Genomic DNA, 16,939 nt, shown 5'->3' on the forward strand with positions numbered 1-16,939 from the left:
CTTGAAAGGTTATTTTTGATCTTGCTATTATAGTGCATATGGTATGCCAATGTGTATTTACGTTGCTGCAGAATGTCTGCAGCAACTTATGAAGAAGTCATTCCATGCATACTGAACAGCCTTCAGTCTCGATTATCGTAAGGATAAAACACAGTCCGAAACTCCTTCAAAGGGCCTTAAAAAGTATTGCGGCACAGACGTTCAGGAAGATAGAGGTCGTGCTTGTTGATGACGGGTCCTTTATGCTTGCTGAGGATGAGATGCAGGGGATCCTTGGGCATATTCCGCTCAGCCGTGTCAGATGTGAAAAGGACACCGGGAACACTCATTCGGGGAATACCGGTATCCGGCGTGCCAGAGGGAAATACATCGGTTTCCTTGATGATAAAGACGCGTTATACCCTGAACATGTTGAAGTGCTGAGAAACCTTCTGGCCGGCAGTGATTACAAGGTAGTCTATGCAAACTGCGAGGCGGTATCTCTCTCGTGCGTTCCCGGTACAGATGCGTTTGATGAGATATCCGAGGGGAGCCAGGGAATGTGGGGGCCTTCATCCGATGTGAGACTGTTTGAGGATGCGGTTCCATTGTCATCGATACTCTTTGACAATGATATTCTCAGGAGCAGCGGCGGGTTCGATGCAACGCTCGGAATGTTCGAAGACTGGGACCTGATTATCCGCATTTTTTCCCTGACGCCTTTCTATCATGTAGCGGCAGTCACTTCCAGATATACGCGGGAGATCAGGGATTGCGGGCTTCCCGCGACAGATCCGGACCAGCTCAGGTCCGCGTATATCAGGGTGCTGGAGAAGCATACAGAGAAGATCACGCCGCACACAATATATTCTTATCTGACGTGCAAGGAAGAGTTCAGGCGTGAACAGGAGAGGCTCATCAGAAGCCTTGAGGACGAGCTGTTACGGCAGAAGAAATATCTCGGCCATGCAGGAAGTGCACCGGCGGATTCCGGACCTCCCGGTGATCAGATGTCTGCTGTCGGACACCTCACCGATATCAGGAAGCAGCTGGATGAAAAAAACAGCTATATTGAAGAGATCCACCGGAGCCTCGGATGGAAGATGCTGATGTTTTACCGGCAGAAAATAAAGACTTTTGTGGCTCCTGAAGGGACAAAGCGGCAGAAATTCTACCGTCTTGCGCTTGCCAGCATGCCCCTGCTCAGGGAAAAGGGGGCCCCCTTTGTCTTCAGAAAAGCGAAGAACGTGCTGCGCCGGCTGAGGGCTGAAAAAAATATAGAAAAGGAACAGTACCATATCCCCGCGATTCATGATGAAATACCCGGCACGGCAGATGTCAGGGTATCTGTGGTGATTCCGACAAGAAATGCAGGCAGAGACTTCCGTTATACCCTCGAAAAAATATCGGGGCAGAAAGGCATCAGGGAGATTGAACTGATCATCGTCGACTCAGGCTCTGAGGACGGCACCCTTGCGCTGGCAGAGAGGTATGGCGCACGTGTCTTTTCGGTGAACCCGTTTGACTTCAATCACGGGGCTACCAGGAATTTCGGAGCTGAAAAAGCGTCGGGGGATTTTCTGGTATTCATGTCGCAGGATGCGATACCGATTGGTGACCTCTGCCTTTTCAATCTGATCAGCAAAATGCATCAGGACATGGGGATCGCCGCCGCGACCTTAAAACAGGTCCCGAGAAGCGACGCAGATCTGTTTTCATGCTGGCAGCTCTGGTTTTATAACGACAGGCTGCTCAGATATTCGGAAGACTTTGTTGCGGCCCTGAACACCGCATATCCTGAAGGCGTTTCCCCCGAAGAGAAAAGGAGACTCATGCAGATAGACAATGTCTTTTCCTGTTTCCGGAGAGAGGTGTTCAACAGGTTCAGATTCAGGGAGATTGCATATGCAGAGGATCTGGACCTCGGCAGGAGACTGATCGAAGGCGGGCATAAAATACTGTTCATGATTTCATCGGGCGTGATCCATTCCCACAACAGGCCTGCTGAATATTTTTTCAGGAGAGGATATATTGACACAAGGACACTGCTTCAGCTTCTCCGCCATGAACCGATCAATTGGGAAAATGTCGGGATTACCTCGGTCGAGCAGATGCTGGCATATCTCTATTCACTGTACAAGAGGGTGAACTACTCGATGGAGGAATTTGCATTTTCCTCCGGGGACGGATATCCGCTTGACCAGTTGATATCAGCAATCAAAAGCCAGATTCAGGATACCCGGAATCCCCTCGTTCTTCGCGGAGAACCGGGGATCGACAGGCTTTTCACAAGATTCTTCTCGGGGAGTTTCCATCAGAACGGAAAAAGCATGCCGGCAGGGGATGATATCCTTATGCATCAGTATTTCATGTTTCTGGACAGTTTCTCTGAATATCTCACCGGAAGCAATATGCGAGTTGTTCCGGGAAACATGAAAAAGGAACTGATCGAGACATTGTATAAACTCTTTGCCTGGACATCCGGTGCAACTATCGGGAATTTCATCGCCTTTTCGGAAAGCAGGGGGGAGTCCTACCGGAACTCCTATGTGGAAACGATACTGGGGAACTGAGCATGAACATACTTTATGTAGTCAATGATTTCTTCCCGATGTATTACGGAGGCGTTGAAAGATATGTCCTGAATATCAGCAAACAGATGCAGAAATCAGGACATGCCGTAAAAGTCCTCACCTACGGGATGGATGACAGAACCCGGGGATACGCCTCGAAAGGGAAGATACTGCATAAACAGTATACATATGAAAATATCCCGGTGATATCAGTCAGACATCCGGATATCCCTCCTGATATCGGATTCAGAATCGGTGACGACATGATTGAACATGACCTCTTCGGGATCATTCAGCAGGAAAACGCGGACGTCATTCATGTTGCCCATCCCATGAAACTGAATCCGGTGGTCAATATCGCTTCAGAGCTGCATATCCCGTCAGTGCTGACGCTGACTGATTTCTGGCTCCTCTGCCCAAGGGGGAGGTTTTTCAAGCCGGACTATTCCGCCTGCAATTCCCCCATGAACGGCGTGAAATGCATCAGGGAATGCGGGATAGACTCCTCGGTCACCGAGCGGTACAAAAAGGCCGGGGAGATATTCCGGAAGGCTGCAAAAATAATCGCCCCTTCACGGTTCATTATCAGGGTTTTTGAAAACAACGGCTGGGACAAGGAGATCGCCCTGGTCAGGCATGGTTTTGCGCATGGCTGTGCTCGGGAAGCTGCAAAGAAACGCACGCGTGAAAACGGGTCCGTTGTGTTCGGGTATACAGGGCTGATCACAAAATTCAAGGGGCTTGACCTTCTGGTCGAATCGTTCCGGAACATCAGGAACAGGAACATCTCTTTGTATATCTACGGGGATATTTATCAGGAATGGGTGTGGGAACGGACTTTTTACGAGGATCTGGTGCAATCCGCTCAGGGGGACAGCCGGGTAAGGTTTATGGGGAGATATACCCATAACGACCTGCCGGAAATATTCAGTACGATAGATATCAACGTAATCCCGTCCACCACACTCGAAAGCTACGGGCTTGTCGTTACCGAAAGCATCTCGTACAATGTCCCGGTAATCGTCTCTGATATTGTGGGAAGCGCATATGAATATGTGTCAGACGGCCTGAACGGATTCATTTTCCCTGTGAATTCTCCCGGGCAGCTCGGGCAGATCATGCAGCGCATTGCAGATAATCCGCGGCTGATCGATTCATTGCGGGATAATATTGTGCTTCCGCCCCGGATCGAAGAGGAGGCCTTCATGCTTGAAGGTATTTACAAGGAATTGGTCCGTTGATTCATTACGCAGGATTATGCCACAGATATCAATTATAATCAGGACAAAGAATGAAGAGGATTCCGTCGGGATGACCCTGCAGGGCATTTTCCGTCAAAAGGGAGACCTTTCTCCCGAGGTGCTCGTCATAGACTCGGGTTCTACGGACAGGACGCTTGAAATCGCGGGCACCTATCCGGTAAAGATCATCACCATCCCACCTTCAGATTTCACTTACGGGCATGCGCTCAACCGGGGCATCAGGGAATCTTCAGGGAAGATTGCCTGTCTTCTTTCCGCGCATTCCGTTCCCGAGGGAACAGAATGGCTTGCTGAACTGGTGAAGCCGATAACAGGTGGAACTGCCCATGCCACGTATGGCAGGCAGATTCCTGTGAAGGGGGTAAATCCTTTTGAGGAAGTATCCCTCAGCAGGCATTTCCCTGAGACCGAACGTGCTGCGGGCAGGGTGCCGTTCTCGAATGCAAACTGTGCCTTTCTCCGGCAGATGTGGGAGAAGGTGCAGTTCGATGAGAAACTGACGAGCTGGGAGGATTACCTCTGGTATATTCTCCTGAAAGATTCCTATACGTTCAGGTACTGTCCGAGGGCGGCTGTTTCCCATTCGCATCCTTTCTCTGTCAGGGATATTGTGCAAAGAAGGTATAATGACGGCATGGCATTCAGGATGATAAAGGATACCTACGGGATAGATGTCGTGGAAGACCTGTATCCGGGCATGACCGCCAAACTCAGGATGTTTCTCTCAGACATGGCAAGTCATGCAGTTTTTTTCAGTAAGAAGGGGTACAAAAAATATATTCTATTGATACCCGTTGTGAGGATATGCGCATATTTTACTTATTGGAGGGGCTTCAGATCGGCAGGATGAAAAATCCGGACAACTTCAGGATGCAGAGATAATGCAGCAGGAAAACCTTCTGGTTTCCATCATAGTAAGGACAAAGGACCGGCCGGCACTGCTCAGGCGGGCACTGAAGAGCATCGCTGCGCAGACATACCGTCCGATAGAGGTTGTCCTTGTGAACGACGGCGGATGCGATCTCGATGTCGAAGAACTGGGGCGAATCCTCGGCAATGCTTCGCTGAACTATATCAGGCTCCGCGAGAACAGGGGAAGGGCGCGTGCAGGGAATACGGGCATCGAAAACGCCCGGGGAGACTATATAGGCTTCCTGGACGACGACGACGAATTCTACCCGGAACATATTTCGACACTCATGTCTTTTCTGAAAGACAGCGAGTATCGTATTGCGTATACGGATTCACTCATGGTGTACGCAAGATATCACGACTCTACCGGTGAGATGGAGGTGATGCGGAAGGAAGTAATGTTCTCTCACGATTTTGATTTTGACCTCCTTGTCTTTGAAAATTATATCCCCCTGCTGTGCCTGCTGTTTGCGCGTGAGACTGTCCTGAGCGTGTCTGGTTTCGATGAATCGTTCGATCTCTATGAGGATTGGGACATGCTTATTCGGTTGGGGGAGATTCAGCCCTTTCATCATATCAGGAAGACAACAGCAGAATACAGCCAGTGGAGTCTGACGTCCCAGATATCACAGTGGAACATGGATTCGGATCTCCTGAAACAGGCCTGTCTCAGGGTCCTGAACAAGCATCTTCACAAATTCACTGCATTGAGGATTCATGATCATCTCTCAAGGAGCCTCGTCGTGAAAAAGCTCGAGCAGAGGATCAACCAGTTACGCGAAACAGAAAAAGAGGGGCAAAGGCTTGAGGAGTTGCTGCAGGCAAAGGAACAGCTTGTCAGCGAGATAATGAATACCAGAGGCTGGAGGCTGTTGCAGCACTACAGGCATATCAGGGATGGGTTCCGTGCCCTGTATTCCGGGAAGACGCAGGGAAATCTCCTGCTGAAAGGGCTGAAAACCCTGAAAACGCAGGGACTGAAAGCACTGGTGTTCAAGATGAACAAGAAACTGCTCTTCTCCCAGTCGATAAAACAGCCGAATCCGGTCGATTTCTCTTCCCTGCCGGTCCGCAGTGTTTCCGGGTCCGATATCGTACACCCGCTTGAGTCAAGGATATCAGTCATCATTCCTACGAAAAATGCAGGCAGGGACTTTGAATATATTCTCCAGAAAATATCCCGGCAGGAGGGAATCAGGGAGATAGAACTTCTTATCATTGACTCAGGTTCCGGGGACGGGACTGTAGACATCGCGAAAAAATATACTGAACACGTCTTTCAGGTCAGCCCTGATGAGTTCCACCATGCGAAGACCCGCAATTTCGGCGCTGAGATGGCAACAGGCGAATTCCTCGTATTTACCGTGCAGGATGCCATTCCTGCAGGGGCACAGTGGCTGTATAAACTTGTCTCTCCTTTGTCCGCTGGAGAGGCATCTGCGGTTTCTGCGCGGCAGATTCCACGCTCGGACGCGGACCTCTTTGCAGGCTGGTCATACTGGGACCACGACCTCCGGTATCTTGGAAATGACCGTGAAAGAATCTCTCAGGTTACACCTGAAGCATTCCTGAAACTCTCTCTTCAGGAGAAAAGATCGCTCGCCTGTCTGGATAATGTATGTTTGGGGATTGCGAAAAAAACATTTGATACATATCGGTTCCGTGCCGGGTATGCGGAAGATTTTGAACTCGGCATGCGGATGATCAGCGAAGGGCACCCTCTCATGTTTCAGTCATCGAATGCGGTCATCCATTCCCACAGCAGGCCGCCTGTCTATTATTTCAGGCGAAGCTGTGCAGATACGCTCATCATGGCGGACATTCTGCAGACAGAGCATGAGGAGATCGATGAAGAATCAGTTACGGGGGCGATCAGCTATTGCTATGCAATACTGAAAGCGGCTATCGACGAATTACACAGAGACCGGAATCTTCCGACCAATCCCGAGAAACTGGTTCATGTCCTGCTGAATCTCCTCTATGACAAGATGACCTGGTTCAATCCTTCATGGCAGAACATCTGTGGAGATCAGCTTCTTGATGAATATTTCAGAAATATCAGGCCTGGATCAAGGAAAGAGATCGTGTCTGAACTGTATTCAGAAATGGCGGGCAAGCTGTACCGCTTCTCTCAATTCATGAGGGCGTATGCAGACATTCAGCCTTTCGGGGAAGACTTCACTGCCTGTCTTTACAAGATATTCAGTGTTACAGCCGGAAATTTTCTCGGCAGACATTCTCAGATACAGAGCAAATCCCTCTGCGGGGGTATTTAAATGAGGATACTTCTTGGTGTGCACCAGTTCTTCCCAAAATATTACGCAGGTACGGAACGATATGTGCTGAATCTCGCACGGCAGTTCCAGAGGTTTGGCCACCAGGTAAAGGTTCTGACTTATGCGTTCAACGAAGACGGGCACTTCCAGAAAGGCTATTCCCCGAAGATGTACAGGAAGGAATATTCATACCAGGGAGTACCTGTTGTCGCGTTAAAGCATGCGCATCAGCCGGATGACCACAGTTTTCTTTTCAATTTTTTCGATGACGAGATATACAGGGAAGTGAAGATGATGCTCGAACGCGATGATCCCTATGATATCTTCCATTGTGCCCATCCGTTCCGTATCGCTTCTTCTGTCCCCGCTGCCAGGGAGACAGGGTGCAAGGTTGTTGCCATGATTACGGATTATTTCCTGATGTGTCCGCACGGAATCATGCTCCGTCTCGACAACACCCTCTGCACCGGTCCGGAAGAAGGAAGGAATTGCAGAAAATACTGTTTCAGCAGGGTGACTGCACACACCTGGCAGAAAAGGATGGCCCAGGCCCGTGATGTGGTAAGTCTCTGTGATTGCATGCTTTCGCCTTCCCGTTTTCTCATCGGGCTTTTTGACTATTCCGGTGTCATCCCTGCCAGCCACTTTGCTCTGTCGCGGCACGGGTTTGACTATGCACTGAAGCAAAACTGGGTGTTAAAGGAACCGGGAAAGACGATTACCTTCGGCTACATCGGTACGATACAGTATCATAAAGGGGTACATATCATGCTTGAAGGTTTCAGCAAGTGCAGTGCACCACAGATCAGGCTGCAGGTCTGGGGCGGTTGTTACGGAGATGAAGGCTACCAGAAACGAATCACGAAAATGGCGAAAAAGGACCCGCGCATCGAAATCAAGGGCCCTTACGACTATGAACGGATCGGAGAAACGCTCAGGGAAATCGACGCTGTTGTTGTTCCCTCCATATGGTATGAGAACGCGCCGCTTACCATTCTCTCAGGGCTTGCCTTCGGTATCCCGGTAATCACCTCTGACATCGGGGGAATGCGCGAGATGGTTGAGGATGGCAAGAACGGATTTATCTTTAGGGTTGGCAGCCCTGACAGCCTCGCAGAAAAAATGAAGCTGATTGCGGAAGAGCCCGGGGTCCTCTCCTCAATACGAAAAACCGCCGGTTTCCCGATCCGGATTGAAGAAGAAGCGCTGAATGCTGAGATGGTGTTCAGGGGGCTGCTGCAGTGACAGATATCCGTAATCCCTCACTGTCGGTCGTGATCCGTACAAAAAATGAAGAGAAACATATCGGCGAAGTTCTCGCACGTTTGGGCGAGCAGGTCTATGAAGGCCGTACAGAAGTAGTACTCGTGGATTCTGGTTCCTCTGACGAAACCGTGACTGTTGCAGACCGTTTTGGCTGCCGAATCATACATATGAAACCCCGGGAGTTTTCTTTCGGCCGTGCATTGAACAGGGGGATCATGCAGGCAGCGGGAGAAATTATTATCTTCCTCAGCGGCCATTCTGTTCCTGCAGGAAAAGACTACTTCAGTAAGATGGTAAAACCTTTTGCGGATCCTGAGATGGCAGCGACATTCGGCAGGGATATCCCCTGGCCCGATGCCTGTCCTTCGCAGGCGAGGGACATTCTCAACCACTTTCCAGACTCTGACCTTGAGGGAAGCAAATTCTCGAATGCGAATGCAGCGGTGAGAAGGAAAATATGGGAGCAGGTACCCTTCGACGAACAGCTGACTGCGTGTGAAGATCTGCTCTGGGCACAAAAAGTGATGGGTCTCGGGTACAGGATTACATATGTTCCCGGGGCAAGTGTCTATCATTCACATACTGCATCACCTTACTATATCTTCAGGCGATATCTCAGGGAAAGGAGTTCGGTCAGGAAGATACTCGATCTTCCGGGCCTTGCGATCAAAGACATTCTGAAGAACAGCTTCTGGCATATCAAATGCGATTTCCGGTTCGTAAGGGAAAGATCTTATGGGTTCCGCTGGTATTTCCACATACCGCTCTACAGGCTGTCCCAGGAGATCGGGCTCTATATAGGAAGCAGACGCGCAGAGCAGGGGAGGGGGTCGGTTGGATAGCACGCGCAAGAAAATCCTGATGGTCATTCATTGTTTCCTTCCCGAATGTGTGGGAGGTACGGAGTTTTACACCTATAATCTGTCCAGGGAACTGAAAGCGCGGGGATTTGACGTATGCATCCTTACTGCGTTTGACGACGGCAAAGCCGGGAGGTACGAGCTGCAAAAAACAGAATTTGAGGAATTAAAGGTCATTAGGGTGATGAATTCCCCTTACCTTGCAAAGACTTTTCTCGATTATTTCATAGATCCTAACATCGATAGTATTTTCAGGAGGATACTGAGTGAGGAAAAGCCCGATATTATCCATTTCCAGCATATTCCCTATCTCTCCGGCAATCTGCCCGAAATAGCTCATCAGATGGGTGTCCCCGGCGTGTTTACCCTGCACGATTACTGGTACATGTGTTACAGAAGCCAGCTGATACGTCCGGGCCTCGGTACGTGTCCTGGTCCGTCGGGAGGACTGTTTTGCGCCTCTTGCCTCGATGCCGCGCCGAACGGCGCCGCCCCGGACTTCCGGTTACCGCTTCTGCAGAGGGTCCTTGAATGGCCAATGGTGAGGAAACTGAACCTGAAGGATAAAATCCCTCCTGACATGAAGGCAAAACTGAAAAAACTCCTGCTGCGGCAGACCCCTTCTGTTACGCACGAAACAATCCAGAATCCTTACATTGTGACTATCCTTGAAAACAAATACCGCCTCGATTTCTTTAAGAGGCAGCTTGTATTCCCGGATTTTGTGTTAAGCCCTTCTGTCCACCTGAAAAGAAGGTATGAGAGCGAGGGGTTCAGGGAGATTGTGCATCTGCCACTCGGGTTCTACCGCGTGAAAAAGGTGGAGATTCTCCCTTTCGCCGGAAAGCTCAGAATTGCCTATCTCGGGAATCTCATGCCGTTCAAGGGGCCGGACGTGATACTCCGGGAACTTTCGGGACTCGAAGGGGAAAAACAGAAAATGCTCGAACTCAATTTCCACGGCAGAATGAACGATAAGGAGTATTTCAAAAGCATAGAGGAACTGGCAGACAGATTTCCGCAGGGTGTCGTAACCTTCCATGGGGGATACAGAAGTGATACGGATCTGCATGGAATTTTTTCACACAATCACCTTGTCATTTTTCCCTCTCTCTGGGAGGAAAACTACCCGCTGGTGGTGAGAGAGGCGTTGCTGCACGGGGTTCCTGTCATTGGTTCGAAGCTCGGAGGGGTGCCCGAGGCGATCGAAGAGGGCATCAACGGGTTTGTCTTTGATCCCTATAAGGAAGGAGATCTCCGAGAAAAAATCTCCGTTATCCTCGGAAATCCCGGCATGATTGAAACACTCACCAGAGGGGCGAGAGATACAAGGATCGAGAGCATGGAAGATCATGTGGAGAAGATGCTCGGGATTTATGTAAAGCTTATATCATCGTAAATAGGGAGTCTTTCTCTTTTATTGCGTAGGGGAGTTTCTTGATGGCGAATGAGGAATCAGTCGTGAAGAGAGTAATGAAGTATTTCAGGAAGACTGTGCCCGGGTCTACTTTAGAAGATATTGGCGAAGAAATAACAGACGAGCAAAGGGCCATATGGGAAAGAAGCCAGGAATTCGAATTCAACTTTTGGGTAAACCAGTGGACAACCACACATGCTCAGCGAGACGGACAACAGTTAAGTATTGAAGAAATTATATCCGCACGGCAGAAAGCGGGAATTTGGTTGCTGCAGAACTTTCATATCCCAATTTCAGATGACTTGACCAGCGAGATATTCGCCGGGACTGTCCTTGAAGTTGGTTGTGGACCGATCGGATTCTTTGAACAGTTCCCCGCGGTCAAGGTGCTTGGAATAGATCCTTTAATGGGACAGTTCGCTGCGCACCTTTACTATTCTGTACTCGGAGCCCGGAATAACTATCTGTATGATGAAACTCATATAAAGGAGCTGAGAGATAATGAATTTGATTGGATTGTATGTTCAAATGTGCTAGATCATACCGAGAACTATAAGTTTATGTTACGAGAGATGATAAGAGTCGCAGATAAGAGAGGAGTGATTCTTCTTGTAACGGATTGCCGAAACAAAGGTGAGCTTGGTCATGCACAAGCTTTTAGTGCTGGCCAGATACTTGATTATGTAGTAAGGCATGGATTTTTTGTTGAATTCTGCAAAATTGTTTATCCATTGCATGCCGGGGAAGATGCTGTTAGTCTGTTTGCAAAAATTAGACAAAGAAATTAATCGGGAACTTTTGACATAAAAAAATATATTATGTTAAGGAAAGTTCTTTATACATTGTTTCCTGACAAAATCTTAAGAATCCTTATGACGCATGAAATAGACAATTCTTGTCTTGTAAAGTAACGATTGCATATCGCTTCTCTCCTCACAAGGCATTACTTAAGAAAGCGATTAATTCAGGCATTTAATGAATAGACGGTGGAAGTACTAAAGAATTAAGATAAAGAAATTATGCAAAAAGACAATCCCCTTGTTTCCATCATAGTCAGAACCAAAGACAGGCCGGTGCTTCTGAAACGCGCGATATCAAGCATCGCGCATCAGACATACAGGCCGGTTGAGGTAGTGCTGGTCAACGACGGCGGATGCGATCTCGATATAACTGAGCTGAAGTACCTCCTTGGCGATATCGCACTGAACTATGTGAGGCTGGAAGAAAATACCGGCAGGTCTCATGCTGCCAATGTGGGCATAGAGAACGCACATGGTGCACATATCGGATTCCTCGATGATGACGACGAGCTTTATCCGGAGCATATCAGGGTGCTGATCGACACGCTTGCAGATGACGAACTGAAGATCGCCTATACCGACGCCGAGATGGTCTTCACCTCGCTTGAAGACGACAGGATAGTCGAAGTATTCAAGTATGTCTACTATTCGCACGACTTCTCGCCCTCTGCGCTGCTCCTGCAAAATTATATCCCATTAATGTGCCTTCTCTTCCCGAGGGAAGTGTTTAGTGAGATAAGGTTTGATGAGACGTTTGACATCTTTGAAGACTGGGTCTTCCTGGCAGATCTTTCGCGAAAATACTGGTTCAGGCATATCCCAAAGGCGACTGCAAAATATATCCAGTGGAGCGACGATTCACAGATCAACAGAAGGGCACTGTCGGAGGATTTCAGCCGGGATGCGTATATCAGGGTTCTTGACCGGAACTTTCAGCAGATTTCCTCTGAAGCAATCTATACCTACTGCGTGCATAATGCAACAGAGCGACAGAAATGCCTTGATGCGCTTATCCGGAAGGAAGCAGACTATTTCAGGGCAAAGATGGAACTTACCGATGAACTCATGAAGCTGAAGTCCGAAAAAATAAAGCTTGAACTCCGGATACAGAATCTTGTGCGTGATATAAAGCAGGCAGAGGCAGAGAAAACACATGCCCTGAAGGAACTGGCCGGGGCCAGGGACCGTCTCGGGGAAATATCCGGGAGCCTTAGCTGGAAGATGATCGAGCGTTATAGACGCCTCAAGGAAAGGATTGCTCCCTTCGGCACCATGAGAAGAGGAGCCTACGACCTGCTGCTCAAGAGCGTGAAGGTGCTCAGGACTGAAGGCATCCCCGGCTTTTTGATGCGCGCGGGAAGAAAAAACCGCAAAATGCTGAACAAGGCCAGATTCCGCCTCGGAATCAAGAGAAGACGACCGCTTCATGCTTCAGCAGACCCGGGTGCATATGAGATGTGTGATTTCGGGCAGAAGCCTGTGCAGATAATCATGCCGGTGTATAACGGCTATGACTGCCTTGTGGACTGCATCGACAGTGTGGTAAGAAATACGGATCTTAACCTGCACAGTCTGGTGCTTATTGATGACAGGAGCCCTGATGAACGGGTGCGGGAGTATCTCCGGCAGATTCGCCGCGAAAGGAACGGCAGAAATATCCATGTCATGCATAACCGGAAAAATCTGGGGTTTACGAGAACTGTGAACAGGGGGATGGAACTGACGTATGAAGACGTGATTCTCCTGAATTCCGATACGATTGTGACAAAAAACTGGGTTGAGAAGCTGCAGCGGGCTGCGTATTCAACGCCTCGCATCGCTACCGCAACGCCTCTTTCGAACTATGTGACGATCAACGGCATCCCTGAGCCTTTCAGATACAATGTAATCCCACAGGGAATGAATATTGATGACTTTGCCGCCTTTCTGGAATCGGTTTCTCTCCGCTATTATCCTGAAATCCCTGCCGGGGTGGGTTTCTGCATGTACATCAAGCGCTCGGTGCTCGATGTGATGGGATATTTCGATGAGAAGAAGTTCGGAAGAGGCTATGCAGAGGAAACGGATTTCTGCATGAGGGCGATGAAAAAAGGCTATGCCCATGTTATTGACGATGCCACGTATATTTATCACATCGGCGGCGTGTCCTTCGAATCAGTGAAAGACCCGGAGATTCTCAGACAGAAGAACATGATGATAGAAAAGAACCTGGAAACCCTCAGAGAACTCCATCCGGAATATTCAGGCCTTGTTGCACGCGCGCTGAATGAAAGTCTTCTGCCGATGCATGCATATATCAGATTAAGAATGAAATTAACGGAGGAGATGAGTGAAGCTGCTCTACGTGATAGATCAGAAGCCTGACGGATATCCGGGAGGGATTGAATATCACCAGCTCGATCTGATCGGATATTGCGCCGGCAGGGGTATCCCGGTCTCTCTGCTGTTCCCTGAGCAGAAATCCTTATGCCTCAGGAGTTACAGGGATGGCGGGGTTGAGGAAACACGGTATAAGGGCGGAAAGCGCGATGATCACAGGCTCAGGGACCGGGAAACAGAAGAAATATTCAGAAAAATATTACATGAGACAGATACGGATATCGTCCACTTCCAGAGCATCCGGACACTGCCGCTGTCTCTTATCGAGGCCGCAAAACACGCCGGGAAAAAAGTCCTTGTCAGCATCCACGAATATTATTTCTGGTGTATCAACTGCATCATGCTTGCACCCGATTTCTGCTGGTTTGAAAAGGACACGAAAAAATGTGCCGAATGCCTTGCGAGAGAAGGTCCCACGGTTACGGAAGGCTATATTGAGGAAAGACGACAGTATATTAACGCCCTTTTCGGGATGATCGACAGGGTTATCACTCCGTCTTTTTATGTCCGGGATGTCTTTCTCTGGCTGTACGGGGGGCTGACGGAAGACAAATGTTCGGTCATACAGTTCGGCGTTGACAGGGGAATCCTGCAGGACGGCAGAGAAAAACCGGCAAGGCCGGCAAACGGCATCCTGAATCTCGCTTTTCTGGGGAATTTTCTGCACTACAAGGGAAATAAGGCTTTTCTCGCACTCGCAAATCATTACCAACATTCTGATTCGCTGCGGTTCAGCATCATCGGCAATATTTTTGATTTCGGTTTGATCCCTTCCCATGCCAACCTTTCGGTTGCCGGGGGGTATACCAGAAACAATGTGGTCAGGAAAATACAGAAGGTCGATCCGGACGTGATCCTTCTTTTTTCGAACTGGCCGGAGACGTTCTCATATACTCTCTCGGAAGCGATAGCGGCGGGAGTCCCTGTGATTGCCACGGACGGTGGAGCGCTCAGGGAAAGGGTATCACGGGAATCAGTCGGTTTTCTTGTGCCGGTCGAAAATCCTGTCCCGAGGACTGTCGAAATCATCGAGGATCTGAGGCTGAATCCCGGTGTGATCGACTTTTTTAAAGAAAAGGTGAACACCGCAAGGACGAGACTGAAGACAGTGGAGGACATGGCTGAAGAGATGTTCAGGATATACCAGTCACTGCTTCAGCGGACACTGTAAAAAATCTGACGGAGATTCTGTATGGACCACGATCCGAAAGGTGAGTTTTCTTTTCCGCCGGGGCATTACTATTCGCCTGTCCCCTCGCTGGAAGAAATACGGATGCGGGAAAAAGAGATATTTTCCCCGCTGCCGGCCGAGATTCCCGGCATTGACCTGAATGTCGAAGATCAGCTCCGGCTGCTTGCCGGGTTCAGGACCTATTGCAGGGAGTTCCCGTTCGGGTTTCAGAAGAAGGAAGACCTGCGGTTTTATCTCGAAAATCCGAGCTATGGCTATTCCGATGCGGTAATCCTGTATTGCATGATCCGTCACTTGAAGCCAAAGAGGATAATCGAAATCGGCTCAGGTTTTTCGTCATGCATCATGCTGGATACCAATGAGATCTTCATGGGGAATGAGGTCTCCTTTACCTTCATTGAGCCATATCCCCAGTTGCTGATGTCGCTCGTGAGGGAAAGGGACAGGATGAGGTTTCAGGTAATTCCAAGAAGACTCCAGGAGATCGATACAGAGATATTTGCGGAGTTGTCCGCTTCAGATATCCTTTTCATAGACTCCACGCATGTCTGCAAAATAGACAGCGATGTCAACCATATCTTTTTCAGGGTTTTGCCGCATCTCAAATCCGGGGTATACGTTCATTTCCATGACATCTTTTACCCTTTTGAATATCCCAAAGACTGGGTCTATCAGGGGCTGGCATGGAACGAGGCCTATGTATTGCGGTCATTCCTCCAGTACAATCAGATTTTCAGGATAAAGTTTTTCAACACATATATGGCGATTTTTTATAATAAGGAATTTGTTGATGCCATGCCGATTCCGCTGAATCATATCGGAGGGAGTATCTGGCTTGAGAAGGTGAGATGAAATGAAAAATTGGATGCCCGGGTATGATGGGTAAGGCAGGGTCCGCGCTTTACCATGCGCTGCGCAGGTTCGCAGGCCGTCAGGATCAGAAGAAAAACAGCCATGAAAAGGATAATGCTCCGCGTCCGCATTCTTCCCTGGAGGGAAATGCATCCCGTGAGCCGCAGAAGACAGGATGCGCATTTCATGACGCGGCAAAAAGGTGGCTGACCGGCAGGCGCGGAAATTTCAGCAATCCGTTTTTTATCCTCCTCAGCTACCTTGTCTCAATGGAAGAACGCTTGCGGGATATTGCCCCTGTCTCATGTGACGAGTATGAAAACTATTTCAAAAAACGGTGCACAGTCAGGGAGTTCCCTTTCGAGATTCCCTTTGGCCCGGTCGAACAAACCGGAGACATCATGCAGTTCATCAGCAGATTCGATCACGCATATCTTTCCAGAATGGTGCAGTCGGTTTTCATAGGGCTTATTGCCTTCCTGGTTCGCAGCAGGGGACGAATCGACCTCCTCGACTTCGGTGCGGGCCAGACCTGCGGCATGTACGGCGAGAGCGGGAGATTTCTGTTTACGGAGGGGAAGGTAAATACCGATGCCGTCTCTTTCTGGGCTATCGACGACCTTCATGAGCCAAAGGGGTCTGTCTTCAGGAAATCACGGTACAGGCAGTGCAACATCCTCTCGTTCGATCCGAGGGAAAAATTTGATCTTATCACAGGACATCACGTCCTCGAGCACTGTCATGACTGGAGTGCCGTTGTCGGGCATGTGGCAGGACTTCTGAAGAAAGACGGATATCTGTACCTTTCATTCCCGCGTTTCGGCGGGTTCTATGATACCGTCTACCGGCTGATGTCGCCACTTGACCACTGCGCCGATTTCGATCTGCACGCATTGGAAGCTGTTGCCGGACGCGCCGGACTCGAACCCTGCCTTTCCGATGTCTATGTGGACCCCAACGGCAAGTTCGACTGGATCTGCAGCTTCTATCCGGAACTGGTGGACAAGCAGATCGCCGACTGTTTCTATGACCTGTGCGTGGGTATTGATGCGAAGCTGCTTCTCGGATATCATCATTACGGACATTATGTGGTTTTCAGGAAGGTTTCCGGTTGAGCACGAAAGCCTGCAGGAGGATGTTATTGCAGGAGAAAATGTGTTAAGCTATGACG

The 16,939-nt window shown here is 49.2% G+C and carries 12 protein-coding genes; all 12 read left to right on the plus strand.

What is annotated here, in order from left to right:
- Positions 1-104 precede the first annotated feature (104 nt).
- The 12 genes from AB1552_08790 to AB1552_08845 all read left to right on the plus strand — a co-directional run bounded on the left by AB1552_08790 (position 105) and on the right by AB1552_08845 (position 16,883).
- Positions 105-2,552: a glycosyltransferase gene (locus AB1552_08790; GenBank protein MEW6053866.1), complete on the plus strand. Its 2,448-nt coding sequence runs from the start codon at positions 105-107 to the stop codon at positions 2,550-2,552.
- A 2-nt stretch (positions 2,553-2,554) separates the two neighbouring features.
- The gene (locus AB1552_08795) at positions 2,555-3,793 is read left to right on the plus strand and encodes a glycosyltransferase (protein MEW6053867.1); all 1,239 of its coding nucleotides are present in this window, start codon (positions 2,555-2,557) and stop codon (positions 3,791-3,793) included.
- Between the two features lie 16 nt (positions 3,794-3,809).
- Entirely contained in the window at positions 3,810-4,664 is an 855-nt protein-coding gene (locus tag AB1552_08800) for a glycosyltransferase (protein ID MEW6053868.1), read from the plus strand.
- Between the two features lie 31 nt (positions 4,665-4,695).
- Positions 4,696-7,002: a glycosyltransferase family 2 protein gene (locus tag AB1552_08805; GenBank protein ID MEW6053869.1), complete on the plus strand. Its 2,307-nt coding sequence runs from the start codon at positions 4,696-4,698 to the stop codon at positions 7,000-7,002.
- Positions 7,003-8,247 (plus strand): glycosyltransferase family 4 protein, encoded by a 1,245-nt coding sequence (locus AB1552_08810; protein ID MEW6053870.1) that lies wholly within the window; start codon positions 7,003-7,005, stop codon positions 8,245-8,247.
- Positions 8,244-9,110: a glycosyltransferase gene (locus tag AB1552_08815; GenBank protein ID MEW6053871.1), complete on the plus strand. Its 867-nt coding sequence runs from the start codon at positions 8,244-8,246 to the stop codon at positions 9,108-9,110. Before AB1552_08810 ends, AB1552_08815 begins: the two co-directional genes overlap by 4 nt.
- The gene (locus AB1552_08820; GenBank protein MEW6053872.1) at positions 9,103-10,527 is read left to right on the plus strand and encodes a glycosyltransferase; all 1,425 of its coding nucleotides are present in this window, start codon (positions 9,103-9,105) and stop codon (positions 10,525-10,527) included. Before AB1552_08815 ends, AB1552_08820 begins: the two co-directional genes overlap by 8 nt.
- 41 nt (positions 10,528-10,568) lie before the next feature.
- A complete protein-coding gene (locus AB1552_08825) occupies positions 10,569-11,333 on the plus strand; it encodes a class I SAM-dependent methyltransferase (protein MEW6053873.1) in 765 nt (254 codons plus the stop codon).
- 231 nt (positions 11,334-11,564) lie between these two features.
- The gene (locus AB1552_08830) at positions 11,565-13,709 is read left to right on the plus strand and encodes a glycosyltransferase (GenBank protein MEW6053874.1); all 2,145 of its coding nucleotides are present in this window, start codon (positions 11,565-11,567) and stop codon (positions 13,707-13,709) included.
- Positions 13,675-14,895 carry a glycosyltransferase gene (locus tag AB1552_08835; GenBank protein MEW6053875.1) on the plus strand — a complete coding sequence of 407 codons (1,221 nt, stop codon included), beginning with the start codon at positions 13,675-13,677 and terminating at the stop codon, positions 14,893-14,895. Before AB1552_08830 ends, AB1552_08835 begins: the two co-directional genes overlap by 35 nt.
- Positions 14,896-14,916: 21 nt before the next feature.
- Positions 14,917-15,768 (plus strand): class I SAM-dependent methyltransferase, encoded by an 852-nt coding sequence (locus AB1552_08840; protein MEW6053876.1) that lies wholly within the window; start codon positions 14,917-14,919, stop codon positions 15,766-15,768.
- Between the two features lie 23 nt (positions 15,769-15,791).
- Positions 15,792-16,883, plus strand: a complete 1,092-nt coding sequence (locus AB1552_08845) for a class I SAM-dependent methyltransferase (GenBank protein MEW6053877.1) — start codon at positions 15,792-15,794, stop codon at positions 16,881-16,883.
- Positions 16,884-16,939 lie beyond the last annotated feature (56 nt).

This window comes from Nitrospirota bacterium, assembly GCA_040754395.1.
Lineage (GTDB): Bacteria > Nitrospirota > Thermodesulfovibrionia > Thermodesulfovibrionales > SM23-35 > JBFMCL01.